24 protein-coding genes, 1 pseudogene and 1 riboswitch are annotated in these 21303 nt (G+C 42.9%); of the genes and pseudogenes, 9 read left to right on the top strand and 16 right to left on the bottom strand.

What is annotated here, in order from left to right; all coding sequences use genetic code 11:
* Nucleotides 1-50: 50 nt before the first annotated feature.
* Nucleotides 51-1466 carry an NAD(P)/FAD-dependent oxidoreductase gene (locus ACX1N5_RS08390; RefSeq protein WP_458801465.1) on the bottom strand — a complete coding sequence of 472 codons (1416 nt, stop codon included), beginning with the start codon at nucleotides 1464-1466 and terminating at the stop codon, nucleotides 51-53.
* A gap of 492 nt (nucleotides 1467-1958) precedes the next feature.
* Nucleotides 1959-2513, bottom strand: a complete 555-nt coding sequence (gene orn, locus ACX1N5_RS08385) for an oligoribonuclease (RefSeq protein WP_004749776.1) — start codon at nucleotides 2511-2513, stop codon at nucleotides 1959-1961.
* Between the two features lie 120 nt (nucleotides 2514-2633).
* Between orn and rsgA the strand changes: the two genes are divergently transcribed.
* The 7 genes from rsgA (at nucleotide 2634) to ACX1N5_RS08350 (ending at nucleotide 8429) form a co-directional block, all read left to right on the top strand.
* On the top strand, nucleotides 2634-3692 hold the full coding sequence (gene rsgA, locus ACX1N5_RS08380; protein ID WP_131381357.1) for a ribosome small subunit-dependent GTPase A: 1059 nt from the start codon (nucleotides 2634-2636) through the stop codon (nucleotides 3690-3692).
* Nucleotides 3693-3784: 92 nt separating this feature from the next.
* Nucleotides 3785-4195 carry a rhodanese-like domain-containing protein gene (locus ACX1N5_RS08375; RefSeq protein WP_004749778.1) on the top strand — a complete coding sequence of 137 codons (411 nt, stop codon included), beginning with the start codon at nucleotides 3785-3787 and terminating at the stop codon, nucleotides 4193-4195.
* Between the two features lie 13 nt (nucleotides 4196-4208).
* Complete coding sequence (grxC, locus tag ACX1N5_RS08370; protein ID WP_035365490.1) at nucleotides 4209-4466, top strand: glutaredoxin 3; 258 nt, start codon at nucleotides 4209-4211, stop codon at nucleotides 4464-4466.
* A 29-nt stretch (nucleotides 4467-4495) separates the two neighbouring features.
* On the top strand, nucleotides 4496-4948 hold the full coding sequence (gene secB / locus ACX1N5_RS08365; protein ID WP_004749780.1) for a protein-export chaperone SecB: 453 nt from the start codon (nucleotides 4496-4498) through the stop codon (nucleotides 4946-4948).
* 225 nt (nucleotides 4949-5173) lie between these two features.
* Nucleotides 5174-6544, top strand: coding sequence for a sensor domain-containing diguanylate cyclase (locus ACX1N5_RS08360; RefSeq protein WP_131381359.1), 1371 nt, complete (start codon nucleotides 5174-5176; stop codon nucleotides 6542-6544).
* Nucleotides 6545-6621: 77 nt separating this feature from the next.
* On the top strand, nucleotides 6622-7923 hold the full coding sequence (locus ACX1N5_RS08355; protein ID WP_458801468.1) for an ABC1 kinase family protein: 1302 nt from the start codon (nucleotides 6622-6624) through the stop codon (nucleotides 7921-7923).
* Nucleotides 7924-8096: 173 nt separating this feature from the next.
* The gene (locus tag ACX1N5_RS08350; protein WP_004749783.1) at nucleotides 8097-8429 is read left to right on the top strand and encodes a HopJ type III effector protein; all 333 of its coding nucleotides are present in this window, start codon (nucleotides 8097-8099) and stop codon (nucleotides 8427-8429) included.
* 319 nt (nucleotides 8430-8748) lie between these two features.
* Here ACX1N5_RS08350 and ACX1N5_RS08345 read toward each other — a convergent pair whose 3' ends face one another.
* The 5 genes and pseudogenes from ACX1N5_RS08345 to ACX1N5_RS08325 all read right to left on the bottom strand — a co-directional run bounded on the left by ACX1N5_RS08345 (nucleotide 8749) and on the right by ACX1N5_RS08325 (nucleotide 11984).
* A complete protein-coding gene (locus ACX1N5_RS08345) occupies nucleotides 8749-9069 on the bottom strand; it encodes a DUF190 domain-containing protein (RefSeq protein ID WP_458801470.1) in 321 nt (106 codons plus the stop codon).
* 13 nt (nucleotides 9070-9082) lie between these two features.
* Complete coding sequence (gene crcB / locus ACX1N5_RS08340; RefSeq protein WP_458801472.1) at nucleotides 9083-9466, bottom strand: fluoride efflux transporter CrcB; 384 nt, start codon at nucleotides 9464-9466, stop codon at nucleotides 9083-9085.
* Between the two features lie 115 nt (nucleotides 9467-9581).
* Nucleotides 9582-9648, bottom strand: a riboswitch (Fluoride riboswitch).
* 50 nt (nucleotides 9649-9698) lie between these two features.
* Nucleotides 9699-10105: pseudogene (locus tag ACX1N5_RS08335) on the bottom strand (GFA family protein).
* Between the two features lie 57 nt (nucleotides 10106-10162).
* The gene (locus tag ACX1N5_RS08330) at nucleotides 10163-11356 is read right to left on the bottom strand and encodes a TIGR03862 family flavoprotein (protein WP_458801474.1); all 1194 of its coding nucleotides are present in this window, start codon (nucleotides 11354-11356) and stop codon (nucleotides 10163-10165) included.
* Entirely contained in the window at nucleotides 11346-11984 is a 639-nt protein-coding gene (locus ACX1N5_RS08325) for a class I SAM-dependent methyltransferase (protein WP_458801589.1), read from the bottom strand. Before ACX1N5_RS08325 ends, ACX1N5_RS08330 begins: the two co-directional genes overlap by 11 nt.
* An 82-nt stretch (nucleotides 11985-12066) precedes the next feature.
* On the opposite strand from ACX1N5_RS08325, the gene ACX1N5_RS08320 reads away from it, so the two are divergent.
* A complete protein-coding gene (locus ACX1N5_RS08320; RefSeq protein ID WP_004749790.1) occupies nucleotides 12067-12252 on the top strand; it encodes a DNA gyrase inhibitor YacG in 186 nt (61 codons plus the stop codon).
* A gap of 107 nt (nucleotides 12253-12359) precedes the next feature.
* Here ACX1N5_RS08320 and ACX1N5_RS08315 read toward each other — a convergent pair whose 3' ends face one another.
* From ACX1N5_RS08315 to ACX1N5_RS08295, 5 genes are all read right to left on the bottom strand, one after another.
* Nucleotides 12360-13004, bottom strand: a complete 645-nt coding sequence (locus tag ACX1N5_RS08315; RefSeq protein WP_458801476.1) for an MBL fold metallo-hydrolase — start codon at nucleotides 13002-13004, stop codon at nucleotides 12360-12362.
* A gap of 11 nt (nucleotides 13005-13015) precedes the next feature.
* Entirely contained in the window at nucleotides 13016-14032 is a 1017-nt protein-coding gene (hemH, locus tag ACX1N5_RS08310; protein ID WP_458801478.1) for a ferrochelatase, read from the bottom strand.
* Nucleotides 14033-14064: 32 nt separating this feature from the next.
* On the bottom strand, nucleotides 14065-15072 hold the full coding sequence (locus ACX1N5_RS08305) for a DUF4062 domain-containing protein (protein WP_458801479.1): 1008 nt from the start codon (nucleotides 15070-15072) through the stop codon (nucleotides 14065-14067).
* A gap of 81 nt (nucleotides 15073-15153) precedes the next feature.
* Nucleotides 15154-16020 carry a glutamate racemase gene (murI, locus tag ACX1N5_RS08300; RefSeq protein WP_458801481.1) on the bottom strand — a complete coding sequence of 289 codons (867 nt, stop codon included), beginning with the start codon at nucleotides 16018-16020 and terminating at the stop codon, nucleotides 15154-15156.
* A 44-nt stretch (nucleotides 16021-16064) separates the two neighbouring features.
* Nucleotides 16065-16676 carry a DUF1285 domain-containing protein gene (locus ACX1N5_RS08295; protein WP_458801483.1) on the bottom strand — a complete coding sequence of 204 codons (612 nt, stop codon included), beginning with the start codon at nucleotides 16674-16676 and terminating at the stop codon, nucleotides 16065-16067.
* Nucleotides 16677-16841: 165 nt separating this feature from the next.
* Between ACX1N5_RS08295 and ACX1N5_RS08290 the strand changes: the two genes are divergently transcribed.
* The gene (locus ACX1N5_RS08290; protein ID WP_458801485.1) at nucleotides 16842-18554 is read left to right on the top strand and encodes an electron transfer flavoprotein-ubiquinone oxidoreductase; all 1713 of its coding nucleotides are present in this window, start codon (nucleotides 16842-16844) and stop codon (nucleotides 18552-18554) included.
* A 217-nt stretch (nucleotides 18555-18771) separates the two neighbouring features.
* On the opposite strand, the gene ACX1N5_RS08285 is transcribed toward ACX1N5_RS08290, so the two are convergent.
* From ACX1N5_RS08285 to tusA, 4 genes are all read right to left on the bottom strand, one after another.
* The gene (locus tag ACX1N5_RS08285; RefSeq protein ID WP_458801487.1) at nucleotides 18772-19509 is read right to left on the bottom strand and encodes an HvfC family RiPP maturation protein; all 738 of its coding nucleotides are present in this window, start codon (nucleotides 19507-19509) and stop codon (nucleotides 18772-18774) included.
* On the bottom strand, nucleotides 19493-20335 hold the full coding sequence (locus tag ACX1N5_RS08280) for an HvfB family MNIO-type RiPP peptide maturase (protein ID WP_458801489.1): 843 nt from the start codon (nucleotides 20333-20335) through the stop codon (nucleotides 19493-19495). Before ACX1N5_RS08280 ends, ACX1N5_RS08285 begins: the two co-directional genes overlap by 17 nt.
* Before the next feature lie 56 nt (nucleotides 20336-20391).
* Nucleotides 20392-20631 (bottom strand): hypothetical protein, encoded by a 240-nt coding sequence (locus tag ACX1N5_RS08275; protein WP_458801491.1) that lies wholly within the window; start codon nucleotides 20629-20631, stop codon nucleotides 20392-20394.
* Between the two features lie 353 nt (nucleotides 20632-20984).
* Nucleotides 20985-21242, bottom strand: a complete 258-nt coding sequence (gene tusA / locus ACX1N5_RS08270; protein WP_116729603.1) for a sulfurtransferase TusA — start codon at nucleotides 21240-21242, stop codon at nucleotides 20985-20987.
* Nucleotides 21243-21303: the final 61 nt, after the last annotated feature.

Genomic DNA, 21303 nt, shown 5'->3' with positions numbered 1-21303 from the left:
TTTAAGCCAGCTTAAAAATTGGAATACATCCGCAGGTTTCTATGCTCCGATTAGAATGAAATCAGTTTTGCTGGATTAAAAAAGGCATTAATTTCATAAGCACCTTTTGCCAGAGGAATGGCTAAAGGCGCCAATTCACGACCAAACAACATGTCTTTATGCGGAATTTTGGTCAACATTTCATAATCGTGCGATATACCAATAAAATCATCTGCGATGGCTTTCCCAATCCGTACAGTTTGCGCAACACCATGTCCACTCCAGCCATGTACAGCATAAATCGGGTAAGTTTCACCAAACTTGCGGCAATCTGTTGCACCATTGTAGGTTAAATCAGTTTCACCACTCCAAACAAAATCCAGCTCAACGGATTTAAGTTGTGGAAAGACATACTGAATCCGTCTTTTCAAATATTGATAAGCACGATGTGGATTCCAGCATCTTCCTGTACCCTCTCCACCAAACAACAGGCGGTTTTTAGGCACTCCACGGTAAAAATCAAGCGCAAATTGCGTATCATAAACGGCATAGCCCGATGGGATAATTTCTTTTAAATCAATTTCTAAAGGTGCTGTGGTACAGACATAAGTAAACAACGGAATGGTTGTATGATTATGCGACTCAAGTAATTTAAACGAGGCATGATGTACAGCTAAAACCACACTTTTACGCGCCTTAATCACGCCATGCGTTGTATGCACATAAACACCATCAGCCTGCGTTTTTAATTCTATAACTTCTGTCTGCTCAAAAACCTGACCACCATTTTTAGAGAAGCCATAAATTAAACCACGAGTCAGTGCCAACGGGTGAATTTGTCCACCTAGGCTATCAATTAGCCCACCATGATATGCTTCACTGTTCACATAGTTATGTACTTCATGTTTCCCTATAATTTTTGTGTGATCTTCGCCGAGAAACTTACGTGCATCTGCACCTTGGGTCAGCGCAATTAAGTGCCCTTCATGCACTGCTGTTGTGATATGTCCCCGCTTGCGGTCAAGTGCTAAATCATATTTATCAGCAATCTCATCAATCAGCTGCATGGCTTCATCTGCGGTAAAACGCCAGAGTTTTTTGGCATCTTCCACACTCATGTGCTCCAGCATTTCGGAAGCTTCCCAGCGCGCCAAACCTGGGGTAAGTTGTCCACCATTTCGCCCTGAAGCTGCGCTGCCAATTCGGTTTTTTTCTACCAAAATGGTATCGATACCGAGTTCAGACAAATGCAATGCTGTAGATGAACCAAGTAGGCCTCCACCAATCACGACAACATCACATTCCTGATCCGACGTTAAGGTATCAAATGAATGCCATTCTGCCAGTGAACTTTCATAATAATTGGCAGGTTGATCAATATCAGCACACTCAGGATTTAACCAACTCCATTCCTTATCGAGTTGGTGGTGAATACTTCGCTTATATTCAACATCCTCTAAAATGAGAGGTTTATCTATCTTTTGCATGTCGGACTCCAAATCTAGAATTTGCTTTTTGATTGAGAGTTTTCTTCAAGAGGGTTCAATAGTTAGAAAACCAAAGAAACTATAAAGTGAACAGCCTTTTTATAAAGTTCAGAAATAAAAAATGAGTGTACTGAACCAATAAATCGCTAATTGTTGACTGGGACTTAAACTTGCCTGACTGTCTCCATACATCTCAATAAAATGGCATTGAATGCTATTTATTGCGGGCTTAAGTATCCTTTAAATTTGAGTGTTTATTGCAAATGGAGCAATTTATATGCCAGTACAATAATCCATTAATATTTGCTGTGATTTCGTTTCACTTGACTGACACTCAAAAATCATCCGATAACTCTATATTGGCGTATTTACATAGCATTTTCTAGATTAAGGCCATATTTTTACAGATACAGCGACGCACCACCAATGCCATCTTCACAAAAAAAGCCTGTCATCGAAAAGACAGGCCTTGGCAGACGTCAATCATCTAAATTACTTGTTCATAATGAAGAAATACTCGCGATAATATTTCAACTCACGAATTGAATCACGAATATCATCTAAAGCCAGATGTGAAGCTTCTTTTTTCAGGCCAGACATAATTTCAGGGCGCCAGCGTTTCGCCAACTCTTTAACAGAAGAAACGTCCAAATTACGATAATGGAAAAATTGCTCCAGTTCAGGCATTAAACGGTGTAAGAAACGACGATCTTGGCAAATCGAGTTACCACACATTGGCGATGATTTGGCATTGACCCACTTTTTCAAAAATTCGAGGGTTTGTACTTCAGCATCACGCGCCGTGAGCTGACTACGACGTACACGATTAATAAGACCTGACTGCCCATGCTGACGAGTATTCCATTCATCCATTGCATTAATGACTGGATCAGATTGATGTACCGCGAGCACAGGCCCTTCCGCCAGCACGTTTAAATGATCATCTGTAATAATTGTTGCAATTTCAATGATTTGATCATTATCTGTATCGAGACCTGTCATTTCAAGGTCAATCCAAATTAAACGTGTATCAGGGGTGCTACTCATCGAGTCAATTCTTATCTGTTTAAAAATTCTCATCTTAGCAAATTTCTTGCAACTTCGCTGTAATTCATCAGGGCTTCATGCTATTTTTGCCATTCTCTTGTGTTGGTCTTTAGGATATGCATGGCTCTCATCCGTAAACGTCGCTTAACTGAGCAACAACAGCGACGGATTCAAAAACAGCATCAATCACGCCAAGAAGATATTGATACATCAAATGATCTCGAAGGCCTAGTGGTGCAACATTATGGACGTCAGCTAGAAGTCAAAGCATTATCAATTCCTGAACCACACCCTGAAAAACCGCCTGTTGCTGAAGGTGAACCTGAACCTTTCTGGAAACCCATTGAACTGGGTAGTGTCTGGCGCTGTCATACACGTACCAACCTCGAATTGCTGGTTACAGGCGATCGGGTCAAATGGCAGGCCGACCCCAATACGGGTTTAGGCATTATTACCGCCATTCATCCACGTCAGTCTTTACTGACCCGCCCTGACCGTTATCATAAAGTTAAGCCTGTTGCTGCCAATGTCAGTTTGATTGTGGTTGTATTTGCTGCCTTGCCTGAACCTGCGCCAATGCTCATAGACCGTTATCTGGTGGCATGTCAGAACGCCGAAATTCCAGCATTACTGGTACTCAATAAAACCGACTTATTAAAAGAAAATGACCCGATTTTAACACTGGTCGCAGAGTATGAAGCTTTAGGCTATGAAGTCATGCAAACTTGCCTAACAGGCGATATTTCAGCGCTGGCACAGCGTTTAGACAATGAAACCGTTGCATTTGTTGGGCAATCTGGGGTTGGAAAAAGCTCCCTGATTAACATCATTGCGCCTGAAGCGGCACAAAAAACCAATATCATTTCGGAAAACTCAGCGCTTGGTCAACATACGACAACATCAACCCGTCTGATCAGTTTTGGTGAAACAGGTGCATTGATTGACTCTCCCGGAATTCGTGAATTTGGCTTGTGGCATTTAACTTTAGATGCGGTTGAACAGGGTTTTCCTGAAATTGCCAATCTACTCGGATCTTGTCAGTTCCGTAACTGTACGCATAAGCATGAGAAAAACTGTGCACTGCGACAGGCAGCCAATGCAGGTGAAATTTTGCCGCGACGTCTGGAAAGTTTTTTACGTTTATGTGATGAGATTCAAGAAGCGCAACAAAAAAACTAAGTTTGTTGAGATTTACCCTTGAAGCGAGGTTTTTGATCACTATTAATATAAGCTATACTCTAGCTCAATTTCTGATGGTTATAAGGTGAATTGTGGAACGTTGGTTTGAATTCATGGGGAATCACCCCTTTCTATTTGGTATTCTTGCCGTTCTTATCGTATTGTTTTTCGTATTTGAAGGACGACGCAGCGGTCGAAAAATCTCACCACAATCCCTTGGTATTTTAGTCAAAGTTAAAAATGCCATTCTCATTGATTTACGTGATGCTAAAGATTTCCGTGAGGGGCATATCAGCGGTAGCCGTAACATTCCGTACAGCCAATTGTCTAGCCATATTGAAGAATTAAAAGGCTCAGATCGTCCATTGGTCTTTATTTGCAATTTAGGTCAGGTTGCGGGAAGTGCGTTACAACAAGTTGGGCACGCTGACAGCTATCGTTTAGATGGCGGTGTTTCCAACTGGAAAGCACAAGGTTTACCACTTGTAAAAGCAAAAAAATAATTTTGAGGAGAATATGATGGCTGAAGTAGTAATCTATTCAACAACCGTTTGCCCATACTGTATTCGTGCAAAACAGTTACTCGAACGCAAAGGCGTGGCATATAAAGAAATCAATCTTTCCAATGAAGCACCTGAAGTACGTGTGGAATTGATGCAGCGTACCAACCACCGCACTGTGCCACAAATTTTTATTAATGATCAATTTATTGGTGGGTTTGACCAACTTTACGCTTTAGAGCGTGAAGGTAAACTTGACCAGTTACTGGCATAATTTCTATCACACGAAGGATTTAACTTAAAATGAGTGAAGAACAACAAGCTCAATTGGCTTTAGAGCGTATTTATACTAAAGATGTTTCTTTTGAAGTTCCTGGCGCACAAGTTTTTACCCAAGAATGGCAACCAGAATTAAATATCAATCTTTCATCTGCTGCAGAAAAAATTGACCCAACTCACTATGAAGTTTCATTAAAAGTGGTTGTAGAAGCGCAGAATGCAGGTGAAACCGCATTTTTAGTGGATGTGACTCAATCAGGCATTTTCCTGATTAGCGATATTGAAGATGAACGTCTTCCTTACATTTTAGGTGCATACTGCCCAAATATTTTGTTCCCGTTCTTGCGTGAAGCAGTGAATGACCTTGTGACTAAAGGTAGCTTCCCTCAATTGTTGTTGACTCCTATCAACTTCGATGCTGAGTTTGAAGCGAACATGCAGCGTGCGCAACTGGCTGCTGCTGAAGGTCAAGCATAAGTTTTGCTGTAAAATATAAATAAAAGCCACACTCTGTGTGCTTTTATTTATATACAAGTTAGATATATAATTATTACGATTGTGACTCTATTCACTTTCTACTGTTTTTACACGAACAAATATTATTCATTATTACAAATATATCCATTACAATCACTGTATAGAAATAGATCCATGGATGCGTGGCTATAAATACATTTTTCGTCTAGGTCAAAATAAATTAGAATGTCTAGTACCTCCATACGTACTCTTGATTCCACAGAGCTTTTATCCTTAGTAAGCAAGCTGACCGATGCGATTCAGCAAAGTATTACGCCCAGTGTGCTCTTAGAATATTGCTGTGCACAACTACAGACCAGTGAAGCATGGTTATTTGAACAATATCACCTTTGGGATGAATGCCATTTTTTTAACACGCCTGACAGCTCATTTTCAGAAACTCAGAGCCAGCAGCACATTTCCAAACACGAGTTTAAGCCATGTCATCCTCATATTGCGATGGCACCAACCAATAACCCTGCATCGAATTACTGTTCAAAGCTAACCTTTAAACTCGCCACGCGTGAAAATCTGGCCAGTATTTATTTATATTTACAATTTACAATACCGCAACCGCAGACGCTGTTCACCAGTATGGAGTTTATGTTGTTTCTCAACATTGTCCGTATGTACTTTTCAGAACGGGCAAGTTTTAAAAATAATTTTTTTCATTCTTTAAATATTAGCGAGTTTTATCAAGATATTGTCGATAATGCGCCTGTCATGATTTACGCGCTTGATGAACAGCAACGGATTGTGATGTGGAATAAACAATGTGAACAGGTCTTCGGCTGGTCGAAACAAGAATTACAACAATTTGAGCAACCCCTAAAACTGTTCTATCCCGATAAAAAATACCGAGATCGGGTCTTAAAACAAACCACAGAAAATACAGGCTCAAAAAAACTCAAAGAATGGAACCCGCTACACCGTGATGGCAATATGCTCACCACGCTTTGGGCGCAGTTATTGCTGCCTGACCAGACCACTTTAAATTTCGGCATTGATATTACCGAGCAGCGTAAAACTGAAAAAATTCTAAAAACCCGTGCCAGTACAGACGGATTGACCCAGTGTTTTAACCGTGATGAAATTTTGCATCAGCTTGAACAACTGCTCGAAGAGAGTCAAAGTCAGCAGCAGCTTTTGCCTTTTTGTGTATTTATGCTGGATCTAGATCATTTCAAAAGCATTAATGATACTTGGGGGCATTTGGCAGGCGATGAATCCCTGATTCACTTTAGCCAACTCCTGCGCTCTGCTCGCAAACAAAATATGACCGTTGGACGTTTTGGTGGTGAAGAGTTTTTACTGATCATGAAAGTTTCGTCGTTGGATGAAGCAATGGAATTTGACCGTACACTAAGAACAACCCTGCAAAACCATCCATTGATATATCAGGACCAGACCATCAAACTCAATTACAGTGCAGGCGTCGTACTGATTGAGCAAGGATGCTGTAATTTAACCAACCTGCTGACCAGTGTTGATCAAGCTTTATACCATGCCAAAAAAACAGGTCGTGGACGTACCATTCAAGCTGAACAACATTTTTAAGTTAACAATTTTCTATCACACTGGGCAGAAAAGCACTCTATGATCTAATTTTGTATAACAATAAGGTTTTTTTAAATATGGCAAATTCAGCAAACTCCCCGACTCGGCGTTTTTTAAAACTTGCAGGGATGACAGCGAGCATTGCCACCAAAACAGTTTCAAATAGCCTGCGCAGCCTAAACGCTGATGAAAACCAAAAAAATGCGGCCAAGTCTAAACTTTTTCAGGAAATTGGAATCCAAATTGCCGATACTCTGGGGCAAATGAAAGGTGCGGTCATGAAAGTGGGGCAAATTGCCTCGCAATACAAAGATATTTTCCCACCTGAAGTTGCCCAAGCAATTAGTAAATTGCAACGCCAAGCCCCTGCCATGCCTTTTACTGAAATTCGGGCGCAGGTCGAGTCTGAGCTAGGACAACCACTTGAAAAGATATTTACTCACTTCAGTGAAACACCTTTTGCCGCAGCATCAATTGGGCAAGTACATCGGGCGACCCTAAACAACGGGCAAGATGTGGTGGTCAAAGTTCAATATCCTGGCGTTGATCATGCCTGTGAGAGTGATCTGAAACAGATTCGGCTGGCACTACGCATGATGGGAATGCTAAAAATTGATAAAGATTTGCAAGATCAGTTATTTAGTGAAATTCAAGAAAGCCTTGCCAATGAACTCAACTATGAACTTGAAGCACAAAACCTTGAGATTGCACGAGCATTCCATCAAAAATTAGACTCAAAAGTGATTATTCCACAAGTATTTAAGGAATACTCGACTCGGCATATTTTAACCCTCAGCTTTGAAGCGGGTGATAGTATTGAGCATGCCAGTACATGGTCACAAGAGTTGCGTAATGAGTTAGGCAAACGCCTGTTTACTGCGATGGGACAGGAAATTTTTTATTTAAAGCGTTTTCACTGTGACCCTCACCCCGGCAATCTGGCATTTCGTCCCGATGGCAGTGTGGTGGTTTATGACTATGGTGGTGTAAAACAGCTCAGCACTGAGCAGGTCCAGTATTTCAAAAAGCTAATCTATGCTGCCAGACAGAGCAATATTCTCGAACTGGAAAATGCACTCACCGAGTTACAAGTCCTGACCGAAAAGCAGCGCTTTCCAAACGAGTTGTATCATGATTGGTTAGAAATTCTATTACGCCCGTTAATCCAGCATTATGACTTTGCAGAAAACAGCGCACATCATGATGGGATGTTACTCATGAAGGCTTCTTTAAAATATTGGGATATTTTTAAGCCTTCGCCAAACACCTTAATGTTAAACCGAACTTTTACAGGGCATTACTGGAATCTGGTGCATTTAAAGGTAAAAGATGATCTCAACAGCCTGTTTAATGAGCTAATTCCTGACAACATGTCATAAATCTCTTCTACAATAAATCCATCTATTTAAAATTGATTGATCTGATTTTAAACGAGTCGATTGAAATTCAATTTATTGCGAAGCCTAAAATCCATCCTCCTTTTAGGCTTCTTTTTTTATGTGCCAGAACAATGCTATGCTTCGCTGTATTTTGAAAAATCATCGAGGTTACTATGGCTCAAGCCCTGTTAGAGCAACTAAAAAACGGTCAAGCTAAATTTGCAGATGTAATTAGTTACATCGAACAGCATTACACCCATACCCCAACCGCTTTTCAAAATGGCGCCCAGCATAATGCCAGCACTGAAAATCAAGGCAGTGCCAAAGTCTTTTCGTTTGCACAGTTAAATGGCTTAAACCCAGCAGATACGCTTGCATTGTTTGCGGAACATTATGCTGCTGTGTTAGCAACCCCTGAAAGCACTGACCATCAAAACATCCGTCAGTTTATGCAGCATGGCTGGCAAGGGATTAAATTTGAAGGTCAGGCTTTAGCAGCAAAATAATCCTGTATCGCTCTTTCATTAAAAGATAGGCACTCAGCTGAATACTGATCAGTTAAGGAGATGATCAATAATCTCCTTAATTTATGAATAAGTATAAAAAATAAATACTTAGATATATGTTATTTTCTGGTTTCTACGAATAAGAAACGAAACCTCGTAAGAAAAGCTGATTGATACACAGGACTCATTGCCCCCAGTTTTTTTCTAAAGTGTTGTGAAAATATCACCACAAAACATATCATCACATCAAATTAAAAATTAAAAATTAAATGCCAGTCAATTTCATCACTGACCAGCATTCGGCTTTTAAGCGAGTCTTTTATGTTAATTGCCCAAGCGAACCAAATTCGACAGGAATTTTGACATAAAATAAGGACAGCTCTTGTTGCTGTAAATAATCCAGCAACTCATCTGCCTGTTGAGCGGTCACAATCAATTCCACCTGAATGGGTTGATCTGCCAGCTCAAAAAAACGACTTGAATGGTTTGCACCTTGTCGCCCAACACTTTCGAGTGCAGTCAAAACTGTTGCACCCTGAATTTTAAATTGCTGTGCAACAGCCAGTAACCATTTGTACATGGCTTTGCCACGATATTGCACTTGCTGTTCGGTATAAAAACGCAATAAATAGCCTTGCATATCTGCCTCCAATTCAAGCCTGTGCGATCAAATAATGATGTGCTGCCATTCCCAGAAAGGTACACAGTAATGAACCGATCAAATGCACCGAGATTGCCAGACATGCCAGACTGAGTTTGCCATTTTGCAGCAAACTCATAATTTCAGCAGAAAAAGTTGAAAATGTCGTCAGTGCCCCGCAAAACCCTGTAATGACAAATAATTTATAGTTTGGACTCAGACTACTTTGTGCAAAAAAGGCAATCGAAAAACCAATAATAAAACCACCAATCAGATTGACTGCTACTGTTCCAAGTGGAATCTCTGGGTAGATCGCATTGAGTTTTAAGCCTAAAAACCAGCGTGTCCACGCACCGAGGACAGAACCTAAGGCAATTGAAATGAGTGAATAATACATAATGATCTGTCTCCTTTAGCACAGATCTAAAAGAGCATAAGCAAAGAATGGGTAAGGCATAGGAGTACTCCTGACAGAGTACGTACACGAACCTACGTACCCTGTCTAGATGAAGGGTGACGTAGGCATCATTAGCCGATATGGCGGTTTGTTACAGGAGGAATGCCATCTCCAGATGAACTTATCTTAGACGATTTTTCATCAGCATGAAAAATCGTTTTTCCCGATCTTTTTATGGGCGTTCTGCATACTGTGGCAATGCATCACAAATCTCATCCCACTCCGCTTTTGATGCTGCAAAAATATGCATGGTTGGTTTTTGTTGTAAAGGCGTATCCAGTGTTCCAATACGCAGGCGATAAGAATCTGGAGTTTCTGCTTTCACGCTGATAATCGGTGAACCACATTCACTACAAAAACAACGTTGTGTCGTTGCAGTTGACTGATATTTTTTCAGTAAGTGTTCACCCTGCACAATTTTAAATTCTGCAACACGAATCGGGGCATTGACTGCATAAGCACTACCATTGGCTTTACGGCAACGCTGGCAATGGCATTCGACCAGATCACCAATGCACCATGTATTTCGTATTGAATGCCTTGGCATAAACAGCTGCCACGATAGATCGTTTCAGACATTTGTTCTTCCTTCAGATTGTATTTATCGTGGCATCAGCATAACAAAAAATGTAGGCTTTAGCTTAAAAACTCAACCACGCCTTGTGCCGCAGCACGCCCTGTTGCAAAACAGGCTGTGAGCAAATAACCGCCTGTTGGTGCATCCCAGTCCAGCATTTCACCACAGCAAAAAATGCCTTTATGCTGTTTGAGTTGTAAAGCATCACTGAGAACATCTTGCTTCACTCCACCTGCACAGCTAATCGCTTCATCAATCGGGCGAAAACCTGTTAGCGCAATTGGCAGTTGCTTGATGTGAGCTGCGAGTGCTTCAGGTTGTTGCCACAAGGCTTTCGGCACAAGCTCACGAACTAGATTGGCTTTTGCTGCATCTAAACCCGCTTTACGCCAGATATTTGCCATGGACTGTTTTTTATGCGGCTGTAGCTTTTGAACCAATTCAGCCTGTGTCAATTCGGGCAATAGATCCAAGTAAAGCTGCATGGATGTTTGTTGGCGCAAATCGCGGTTAAATTTATAAATCAGCCCACTTTCCAGACCGTATTGGGTAATCACAATGTCGCCCAGACTGGCCTGCTCGGCATGATCTACCCAAGCTTTGACCCGCTTTAAAGGCTGACCAAACACAGGTTGCATATAGCTTGACCAAGCACGCTCCACACCTGCATTACTGGCTTGGAAAGTTTGAATTTCTTCAGGTTTTAACCATGTTTGCCATGCACCATCACTACCTAAACGCGACCAGGACACCGCACCACAGGCTAAAATAATCGCCGAGAATTTCTGTTCAATCACAGGAGCATCGGGTGTTTGAGTGTTCTGAAAACACAGCACTTGCTCAGGCTGAATGCCAACACAACGATGTCGATAATGAAACACCACACCAGCATCGGCTAAACGTCTGAGCCATGCACGAAGCAATGGTGCAGCTTTCATTTCAACAGGAAAAATCCGCCCCGATGTACCGACATAAGATTCGATGCCTAAACCACTCATCCATTGACGAATCCAAGTCGCATCCCATTGTTCCAGCCATGGTTTGAGCCAATCCGCATGATCATAACGCTGAATAAATTCAGGTAAGGCTTCGGCATGGGAAATATTCAGCCCTGTTTTGCCAGCCATCAGAAATTTGCGTGCCGCAGAAGGCATCTGCTCGAAAACTTCAACCGCATAACCTAACAGGCTCAACACTTCGGCTGCCATCAGCCCTGCAGGCCCTGCCCCGACAATGGCAACCTTAGCCTGCATGGCTTTGTCCCAACAGCGGCATAAAGTCATCAAAACGGGTGGTGTAATCAGCAGGTTTACGGATAATCAATTGCTGACATAATTCACCACGCTCCAAATATTTGACTTCAAAATGTGTGCGTGCCGAGTCAGAAGCAATCACCTGTTTCTCATACGGTAATTTCCAGATCTCTTTTAACTGCTGCTCTGCTTCCTCAATATATTCAGGAATATTGCTGGCCAGAGTGATTTGCCCCTCGAACTGTAAACGAGACAGAATGAACTCGAAAAATGGCATGTTCAGCCAACGCTGTGCAGGGTTATGCGGTTCAGGATTTGGATACAAAATAAAGAACTGCTCCACCTGCGCAGGATAAAGCGCGTGGGTAATCCAAGGTAATGCATCGGCATGGATTGGAAATAAATTGTTTAAATTAGATAATTGATGCTGTTTTTGCATCGCTTCAAACTTTTCGCGAGTTCGTTCAATCGCATACAGCTTGGATTGAGGTTGCTGCTGGCCAAACAAAACCGCATGTTTTCCTTTACCTGCACCGATTTCTACACAAACAGGCTGATTTTCAATAGCTTGAAACTCACGTGGCGCTTGCATACGCTGGGCTTGAAATTGACGAAGATGCATAATCAGATCAAACTATTCACAAAATGGCACAAGTCTAACAAGTGCTTGCCCAAATGCCTACCCGAAAACGCTTTTGTAGGAGCTTCTCATGCCTCGTACCTTTCCTTGCCCACGCTGCGGTGAACCCAGTCAATGGGAAGACAATCCCTATCGTCCATTCTGCTCAGAGCGCTGCAAACTGATTGATTTAGGGGCATGGGCAAATGAAGATTATCGTCTGCCCACTCAAGATTCACCGCAATCTGATATTTCGCAACAGGACGATGAATTTTAACCGATCATAGATTTCTTTCATCATGGTTCACATCCTCTTTATTTTTTCTCAGAAGAAGAAATAAAATTGACTGATGAAAGATGCTCTATAAAAGTAAAAAGCAGGTCTTAACCTGCTTTACTGGCAACAAAAGGATTGAATTGCTTTTCGTAGCCAATAGTACTGATTGGTCCATGTCCTGAAATAAACTGGGTGTCATCGGGCAGGCTAAAGCATTCACGCTGAATCGAATCGAGCAATTGCTGATGGTCACCACGTGGAAAATCGGTGCGACCAATCGAGCCTTTAAACAGCACATCTCCTGTCCAAAGTAGACCATATTCGGCACTGTAGAACATCACATGCCCTGGTGTATGCCCAGGCGCATAACGCACCTCAAACTGATGTGACCCCAAACTTAAGGTTTCGCCCCCTTCAAGCCACTGCGTTACATGAACAGGCTCTGGAATCGGAAAACCATAACGCACTGAAACATCCTGCAAAGCATCGAGCCAAAACTGGTCTTCTTGCTGTGGGCCAATCACAGGCACTTGCCACACACGCGCCAGCTCACCCACCGCACCAACATGATCTAAATGTCCATGCGTGACCCAAAGGGCTTGTACGGTTAAACCGAGTGCTTCGACTTCTTGTTGTAATTTTTGTGCATCACCACCCGCGTCAATCAGCACAGCTTGTTTACTATCATCATCCCAAACAATTGAACAATTTTGCGCAAATGCGGTGACAGGAACAATTTTAACTTGAAGCATGGCGATTATTCTCAGTAACTGGCAAAGGTCTGTTGTAACGCGGTAAGATGCGCCGACAACAATTGTTCAAACAACTGCAAATGCAGAGGCTGAGTATTTAAAGCAGGAATATAAGCATAAGACTGTCCGCCCTGAGCTTTGAACAGCTCGGCATTTTGAATGGCGAGTTCTTCTAAAGTTTCCAAACAATCTGCCGAAAAGGCAGGACTGAGCACTTGTACAGATTTGACCCCTTGCTGTGCCCATTCAGTCAGTAAAGCATCGGTATAAGGTTTAACCCACTCTTGCTTACCAAAGCGAGACTGGAAACTGATGGCCCATTGTTCATCACTTAAACCCAAAGCGTGTGCCACTTTGTCTGCGGTGATGCGGCAGCGATCGGCATACGGATCACCCTTGTCTGCATACGGCTGTGGAATACCATGAAATGACATCAACAGCTTTTCAGCACGACCATGTTCAGCCCAATAATTGCGTACACTTTCTGCCAATGCCTGAATGTATAGCGGGTGCTGATAATAATCGCGAATAATCGTCAAGCCAGGTAAATTGCGTTGCTGCATCATCCATGCTGCTAACTGGTCGTACTGCGATGCAGTCGACGTTGCTGAATACTGCGGAAATAATGGCAAGACCAGCAAATGTTCTTGTGGTGGAAGTTGCTGTAACAGTGCTTTTAGTCCTGGGTTGCCATAGCTCATGGCAGGCACAATATTCAGTTCAAAGTCTGGGTAAGCTGCTTCAAGTCGTGGCTTTAACCATGCCACTTGCTGAAACATGATTTCCCGCATCGGCGAGTCTTCACCCCAAACCGAAGCATAAGCGTGCGCCACCCGTTTTGGGCGAAATGGCAAAATAAAAGCCCGCAAAATAATTTGCCAAAGCAGTTTAGGGATTTCAATGACTCGAGAATCTGACAAAAACTCTTTTAGAAATTCACGTACTGCGGGTACGGTTGCCGCATCTGGCGTGCCTAAGTTGGCTAAAATGACAGTAATCTTGGGTTTATTCACACTGAACCTATCCATTCATGCGCTGATTGTACACTGCTTGCAACATATCATAAGGATGCTTTGTTTGCTGTCATTTTATCAAGCAAATTCAAACCCTTTTCGGTAAATTTCCACAGGGTACGCTGACGGTCATCACGCCCGACGGGGACAATCCAGTCGCTTTGCCGTAACTGCTGCTTAATGTTTTGCAATACTCGAAAATTAATCTGGGAACGTGCCACCGCGTGCGCACGTAACATTTGTAGCTGTGCATCCTTTAAACCAGTTTCGTTCAAATAATCATTGATGCGAATGGAAAAATATTCTTCTGGCGTTGGATTTTTGAAGACGCTGTATAAAATCTGTAGAATTTCTAGCCATGTCATTAGGCGGCTTAATTTCAGTTCTTTAAAATTACCATCCTGATAAGCATGTAACTGATATTCACACTCAAAAGTGTCTTGACTGGTAATTTTAGGATAACTTAATAATGGATCTGGTTTTTTTTGTGCCAACTGGGTTTCAAGCCCTTTTATTTTTTCTTTGAGCGCAACAATTTCATTATTTAAAGCTTGTGTATTTTGTGGGCGAACCCATCCCCAAGCAGGGTAACGAATCAACATATTTGACATGTTCATTCTGACTGTTAACTCAAGCTCTCGCGTATTGCGAAAATAAAAAATATGTTCCACTTCCTGCAACAAAATCTTGCGAAAGGCATGAAATTTTTCCTGCACGATATCTGGTTCTTTCGGCAAAAGATCGCGGCGTGACTCAGGGTCTGAATGTACAAAAACAATAATCGGTTTATCTTTACTGACCGCATAAATATATTCGAGCTGCATATAGCTCACGCCTGACATAGACTGCTCACCATAATGGCTGCCCAGCAACATAATCACGTAGTCACAGTCATCGATTTGGCGGCGTGCCAAAGCTGTGCTTAAAGGGGTTCTTTGTTCGAGTCCCCAAGCAAAAAAGCCCATTCCAACCAAGGTCTGACACAGTACACTTCGCTCGGGTAACATTTCCTGCCCCGAAGTTGAAATAAACACTTGGTATCGTTTATCGACCATAATTATGCTCTTGAGTGTACTGTAAGAAACAAAACAGACTTAATTTTTAATTCATATAAAAAAACAGCGATTCAGTATAAATCACAGTGCAGGATTTGCAATCTCCCAATCTAAATGTAACGGCATCAGGTGCTCAATCACTGTCATTAACTGAGGGGTTTTACCACCACTGGCATAGCAACAAATTTGCGTCCCAGACATCGGTTGATTATTGAGTAAGGCATGTTTGCTTAAAATACGTGATGTTTGTCGGGCTACGGCGACACCCGAATCAATCAGCTTAAGCTGGTTGCCAAATACCTGCCGAATCGCTTCGCTCAAAAATGGATAATGTGTACAGCCCAACACCAAGCAGTCGGCACCCTGCTCAACCGCAGGGGTCAAACATTGTTTTAATACATCTAAGCAATACGGACTCATTTGCTGTCCTGCTTCAATTAAAGGAACCAGTTCCAAACAGGTGACAGGCAGAACTTTAACCCCTGCTGGCTCTGCAAAATGCTGCATGACATCTTTAATCAGTTGTCCGCGAAAAGTTGCGGGCGTTGCCAGTACGGCAACTACTTTGGTTTTAGTTTGCAGGACTGCAGGCTTAAGTGCAGGCACTAAACCAATAATCGGAAAATTTTCACCATAGTGTTCACGCAAATAGTCCAGACTAAACGCTGAGGCTGTGTTACACGCCACCACTACAGCTTTACATCCCTGACGATATAGCCATTCGATTGCATTTGCAGTCAACTCACGAATTTCCTGCCCTGAGCGTGGCCCATACGGTACATGTGCGGTGTCCGCAAAATACATAATGCGTTCGTTGGGTAAATGTTTGGCAATTTCCTGCACAACAGATAACCCGCCAATTCCTGAATCAAAAATCCCGATAGGCGCATGGGCATCGGCTTTAGGCATGGCTTGGGAAACAAGCGGTCGAGGCTGTATTGCGGTCATGGTCAGACTTCAAGGCAATCAAATATATCTATAAAGCTTAAACCTCAGCTACGTAATTGCAAGAGTAAATCACCACTTTGTAAAGACAAAATACTGTCCCCTTGCTCGGTTTCACTCAATATTCCATAGTCTATTAAATGATAAAAACAACTGCGTTGAATCAACGCATTTAAACCAAAGCGCACATGCACATAAGCACGCCACTCACCCTGATACTGCTGCATAAAAATCGGATGTTCGGCATCCACAATCACAATATCCTGATTGGTGGTGGTCAATTGCAAATAATTTTTTCCATCAATATTGACCTGATCGACCTGACTCACATGTAACGGTGCATCCTCAACGGTAATCTCAATCTGCTCGGCAGGCGTCTTTAAATAAAATCTCTCGTTTTCTTTCCAAAGCACACTGGAAAATAGGTCAATCAGGCTTTGGCGCGTGATGCGTTGACCTTCGTGCCACCATTCTCCGTTGGATTTTATGGTTAAATCCATTTTGCCACAATGCTTTGGGTGCCACTGGTCAAGAGGGGGAATTGACCTTTTGTGACCTTGCTGTCCATCTTTTAAGTATTGAGTAATCTGTTTAAAATTTTTATCATCGTGACTTGATGTTTTTTTGCTCATATCGGGGGAAATCTTTTGATTTGCCATCGCTTTTATGCCCTATTTGACAGAAAATACAGCCCTCTCAGTCAGTGGACTGAATGCGGTTTAAATCTATACTAACCGAAATACTGATCTACACCCAAAGAACGCTCATGGCAGCACCAGCTTACAGATTTGGTTGCCACCTTTTTGCAATATGAGGAGTCCTACATGGAGCACATCGAACGCGAATCGATGGAATTTGACGTCGTGATCGTCGGCGCGGGACCTTCTGGTCTTTCTGCCGCAATCAAAATTCGTCAACTCGCAATTGAAAACAATTTACCCGATCTTTCCGTTTGTGTTGTCGAAAAAGGCTCCGAAGTTGGCGCGCATATTCTCTCTGGAGCGGTGCTTGAGCCACGCGCACTGAATGAACTTTTTCCAAACTGGAAAGAAGAAGGTGCTCCGCTGAATGTCCCTGTAACTCAGGACAAAACCTATTTCTTGCTATCAGACAGCACACATAAAGAAGCCCCGCACTGGATGGTACCCAAAACCATGCATAACGATGGCAACTATGTGGTGTCTTTGGGCAATGTAGTACGCTGGTTAGGGCAAAAAGCCGAAGAACTGGAAGTTTCGGTATTTCCAGGCTTTGCTGCATCTGAGATTTTGTTCCATGAAGATGGTTCAGTTAAAGGTATCCAAACAGGTGACATGGGCATTGGCAAAGACGGTCAGCCAACCCATAACTTTGCACCAGGCTATGAGCTACATGCCAAATACACACTGTTTGCCGAAGGCTGCCGTGGTCACTTGGGTAAACGCCTGATTGCCAAATACAATCTGGATAAAGATGCAGATCCACAGCATTATGGTATCGGCATTAAAGAACTGTGGGAAATTGATCCTGAAAAACATCAGGCTGGCCTGGTGATGCATGGTACAGGCTGGCCTTTTGCTGAAACAGGTACGGCTGGTGGCTGGTGGTTGTATCACGGTGAAAACAACCAAGTGTCTTTGGGCGTGATTGCCGACTTATCCTATGAAAACCCGCATGTCTATCCATTTATGGAAATGCAGCGCTGGAAAACCCATCCGCTGATCAAGCAAGTTCTGGAGGGTGGCAAACGTATTTCTTACGGTGCGCGTGCGGTAGTTAAAGGCGGTTTTAACTCACTACCAAAACTGACTTTCCCAGGCGGCTGCCTGATCGGTGATGATGCAGGTTTCCTGAACTTTGCCAAAATCAAAGGCTCACATACTGCCATGAAATCGGGCATGCTCTGTGGTGAAGCGATCTTTGAAGCCATTGCTGCGGGCGTAGCACAAGGTGGTGAAGTCGGTTTTGCTCGTGTCACTGAAGGTGATGATGTCTTCATCAAAGAAGTGACTACGTACACTCAAAAATATGAAAATAGCTGGCTCAAAGAAGAGTTATATAACTCACGTAACTTTGGCCCTGCGATGCATAAATTTGGGACTTGGATTGGCGGTGGATTCAATTTTATTGACCAAAATGTGTTCCGCATTCCATTTACGTTGCATGACCTGCTACCTGACTTCCAAGCATTAAAAACGGTGGATGCAGTCAACTTCAAACCTGAATATCCAAAACCGGATGGTAAACTGACTTTTGACCGTTTATCCTCAGTGTTTATTTCCAATACTGTGCATGAAGAAAATCAGCCATCACATTTGAAACTGGCAGATGCTTCGATTCCTGTGAACGTGAATCTGCCAAAATGGGATGAGCCTGCACAGCGTTACTGCCCTGCTGGGGTGTATGAAATTGTGGAAGAGAATGATGGTTCAAAACGCTTCCAGATTAACTCAGCCAACTGTGTACACTGTAAGACCTGTGACATTAAAGATCCGTCACAGAACATTACTTGGGTGGCGCCTGAGGGTGGTGGTGGACCAAATTATCCAAATATGTAATTTGAAAAGCATCGCTTTCACACGTGTGAGACGACAAACGCCCTGCTTTGTATTTCGTCCCTCATATGCATAAAAGAGCGAATCTAGCTAAAAAAATCCCCGATTCATCGGGGATTTTTTATCAGTGCAGATGTCAAACATCGAAGTTTAGACCTAGAAAAGCGAGGCTTGCTACGACAAACAACTGACGTATAGTTACGGGCAATCAATACGGCATTTAAAACACGCTCATTCTTAGAAGATTCTGTTGCTGCAAATAAACAGCCAATTCATCAAGCTGCTGACCATACTGCTCCTCATTCCACTGTGGAAAATACTGTTCAAGCAGCTGTGTTAGCTGTTTAGTCGATTGCGGGCCTTGACTGAGTTGTTCGATCAAAATCGCCATGACGGGATGCAGTACATCAACACGAATCTGATCTTGCACATCACGCCACGCCATAATCGCGCTCGGCTGCGGCTGGCATTCATCAATAGATATGCCCAACTGCCACTGATACACAGGATACTGATAGACCAATACCCAGATTTGTGTTGTGAGTTGCCACTGTTCTGAGTTTTCTAATGCACTGTCTGATAATTCAATCGTATCCAGATACAACTCCAGCCATTCATATTGCAACAGCTCAGCCAGCCACGGATATTGCTCAAGAACAGCATGTTGCTCCCGACTGAGATAGTCACGAAATTGCAGGGAAATTTCATTATAGAACGGTGACTGACATTGTTCTTGGGCAAAGAAATCATGAATCAACTGTCGCCAAAGTGACTCAGGAAGCAGGCTTTTGGCAATCGGATAAACATTGTCAATAAAACTGGTGATATTGTTCAGTAACAGTTCTCGATATAGCTGTAGACGCTCGGGTTGTAGCTGCGGCAACTGCGCAGGATCTGCCTGCCGGATAGCTTGGCAAAACTGATGCTGAACTTGCTGAAAATCAGGCTTGGTTTGCATCTGCATACCCCTGCTGAATCTGTCGGATCTGTTGCAGTTCTTGCTGTAACTCTAACCATGTAGGCAGATTAAAATCACGCTCTAATAGTGTCGGACGCACACCCATCTGTTGATAAGTGTATGCCAGTAATTGCCAGACAGGATCAGCAATCGCAGCACCATGTGTATCGATCAGTAAATCGGGGCTGACCTGCTGATGCCCTGCAACATGAAGATAACGCACCCGTTCAGGCGGCATGGCACGAATAAATGCCTGCGCATCAGTACCATGATTGACACTGTTGACATAGACACTGTTGACATAGACATTGTTGACGTCGAGCAGAAGTTCACAATCCGCTGCTTTAAGGACTGCAACAACAAATTCGGCTTCGGTCATTTCTGCCGCAGGCATGGCATAGGTTGAGACATTTTCAATCACTAGGCGCTGCCCTAAAATGTCCTGTACCTTTAAAATCCGTTCGGCAACATAGCGAACGGCAGCTTCGGTCATCGGAATAGGCAGTAAATCATACAAATAGCCACCATCATGGCTATAGCTTAAATGTTCTGAGTACAATAGTGCGTCATGCTGTTTCAGGAACTGTTTGATCTTTCCGACAAATTCCAGATTCAGCGGATGCGGCCCGCCAATCGACAACGATAAGCCATGACAAATCAGGGGCACGCGTTCAACACATGCCGCGAACTGCTTGGCATGCCGCCCACCAAAACCCATCCAGTTTTCAGGCGCAACTTCAATAAAGTCAGGTAACTGCTCAGCCAGCAAAAATGCATCAATCAGCTCACGCCGTAACCCCAAGCCAACACCTGTCAAGTTGTGCATGACCTTCCTCAATAGATCAGCATGTTGACAGTCACTGGACTGTCAACATCAGCTGTTTAGTGATTGCTACCACATGAAGCATCACCAGCTTTGTGACCACCACATGAAGCATCAGCAGCTTTTTTATGCTGAACTGTTTTATGTTGCGTTGATTTTTTCATCATTGCACTTTTGGCTTCGCTGCTTTGCACACTGCTGGCAGATGCAGGCTGATTATCAGCAGCATGAGCGGCTGTACCGGCTACAGACAGTGCCAATAATGCTGCAACAGAAGTCATGCTATGTAATTTGTTCATCGTGCGTTCCTAACTCAATCGGGATATAAAAATGATCATGTACCAAGGTATACAAAGAGGCAGTTAAAATACCGATTTGTGACCATCAGAGTGCATTTTGCGCCCCAGATACCGTCTAAAGCTAAGTTTAATCTTTCAAGCTTAATACTAAATACGCTTTCATTATTTTTTTGTAGCTTATTGCATTTTTCCTGATCAGATTAAGCATTTTGAACGCTTCAAAGCTTAAATGTGCACCTGTATATTTTTCGGTTCCGATCTCATCCTGCATAGTTTGTAGAGCGATCAATCAAACCAGTATGCGTTACGCATCAATCTGAGAACAGGTTGAAACAAACCGTACTTTATCAGATCTAACCTTTTTTCACCAAGTAATGGTATTCCTTCTTCTGTTGTTCATCGAGCTGTTCTTCCTGCAACAACAGTTCATGCCCCAAATGCATACAAAACTTTGGAATGTCCCATGAGGTTGAGGGATCAGTCGCAAACACCTCTACCACTTCACCTGATTTGGCTTTACGAATCGCTTGATGCAGCATCATGACAGGTTCAGGGCAACGCAGCCCACGGGTATTGAGTTGAATGGCAGGGGTAACAGGAACTTCAGACATGGTAAACCCAAGATAAAAAATCGACTTTATTTTAGCATAAAGTACAACAGGACTTGTTTTT

The organism is Acinetobacter sp. ANC 4636 (genome assembly GCF_054454555.1).
This window is presented reverse-complemented; position numbering and strand designations above follow the sequence as displayed.

Coding starts and splice junctions, on each gene's coding strand:
- ACX1N5_RS08390 (WP_458801465.1), bottom strand. CDS start 1,466: ATGCAAAAGATAGATAAACCTCTCATTTTAGAGGATGTTGAATATAAG.
- orn (WP_004749776.1), bottom strand. CDS start 2,513: ATGAGTAGCACCCCTGATACACGTTTAATTTGGATTGACCTTGAAATG.
- rsgA (WP_131381357.1), top strand. CDS start 2,634: ATGGCTCTCATCCGTAAACGTCGCTTAACTGAGCAACAACAGCGACGG.
- grxC (WP_035365490.1), top strand. CDS start 4,209: ATGATGGCTGAAGTAGTAATCTATTCAACAACCGTTTGCCCATACTGT.
- secB (WP_004749780.1), top strand. CDS start 4,496: ATGAGTGAAGAACAACAAGCTCAATTGGCTTTAGAGCGTATTTATACT.
- ACX1N5_RS08360 (WP_131381359.1), top strand. CDS start 5,174: ATGTCTAGTACCTCCATACGTACTCTTGATTCCACAGAGCTTTTATCC.
- ACX1N5_RS08355 (WP_458801468.1), top strand. CDS start 6,622: ATGGCAAATTCAGCAAACTCCCCGACTCGGCGTTTTTTAAAACTTGCA.
- ACX1N5_RS08350 (WP_004749783.1), top strand. CDS start 8,097: ATGGCTCAAGCCCTGTTAGAGCAACTAAAAAACGGTCAAGCTAAATTT.
- ACX1N5_RS08345 (WP_458801470.1), bottom strand. CDS start 9,069: ATGCAAGGCTATTTATTGCGTTTTTATACCGAACAGCAAGTGCAATAT.
- crcB (WP_458801472.1), bottom strand. CDS start 9,466: ATGTATTATTCACTCATTTCAATTGCCTTAGGTTCTGTCCTCGGTGCG.
- ACX1N5_RS08330 (WP_458801474.1), bottom strand. CDS start 11,356: ATGCAGGCTAAGGTTGCCATTGTCGGGGCAGGGCCTGCAGGGCTGATG.
- ACX1N5_RS08320 (WP_004749790.1), top strand. CDS start 12,067: ATGCCTCGTACCTTTCCTTGCCCACGCTGCGGTGAACCCAGTCAATGG.
- ACX1N5_RS08315 (WP_458801476.1), bottom strand. CDS start 13,004: ATGCTTCAAGTTAAAATTGTTCCTGTCACCGCATTTGCGCAAAATTGT.
- hemH (WP_458801478.1), bottom strand. CDS start 14,032: ATGGATAGGTTCAGTGTGAATAAACCCAAGATTACTGTCATTTTAGCC.
- ACX1N5_RS08305 (WP_458801479.1), bottom strand. CDS start 15,072: ATGGTCGATAAACGATACCAAGTGTTTATTTCAACTTCGGGGCAGGAA.
- murI (WP_458801481.1), bottom strand. CDS start 16,020: ATGACCGCAATACAGCCTCGACCGCTTGTTTCCCAAGCCATGCCTAAA.
- ACX1N5_RS08295 (WP_458801483.1), bottom strand. CDS start 16,676: ATGGCAAATCAAAAGATTTCCCCCGATATGAGCAAAAAAACATCAAGT.
- ACX1N5_RS08290 (WP_458801485.1), top strand. CDS start 16,842: ATGGAGCACATCGAACGCGAATCGATGGAATTTGACGTCGTGATCGTC.
- ACX1N5_RS08285 (WP_458801487.1), bottom strand. CDS start 19,509: ATGCAAACCAAGCCTGATTTTCAGCAAGTTCAGCATCAGTTTTGCCAA.
- ACX1N5_RS08280 (WP_458801489.1), bottom strand. CDS start 20,335: ATGCACAACTTGACAGGTGTTGGCTTGGGGTTACGGCGTGAGCTGATT.
- ACX1N5_RS08275 (WP_458801491.1), bottom strand. CDS start 20,631: ATGAACAAATTACATAGCATGACTTCTGTTGCAGCATTATTGGCACTG.
- tusA (WP_116729603.1), bottom strand. CDS start 21,242: ATGTCTGAAGTTCCTGTTACCCCTGCCATTCAACTCAATACCCGTGGG.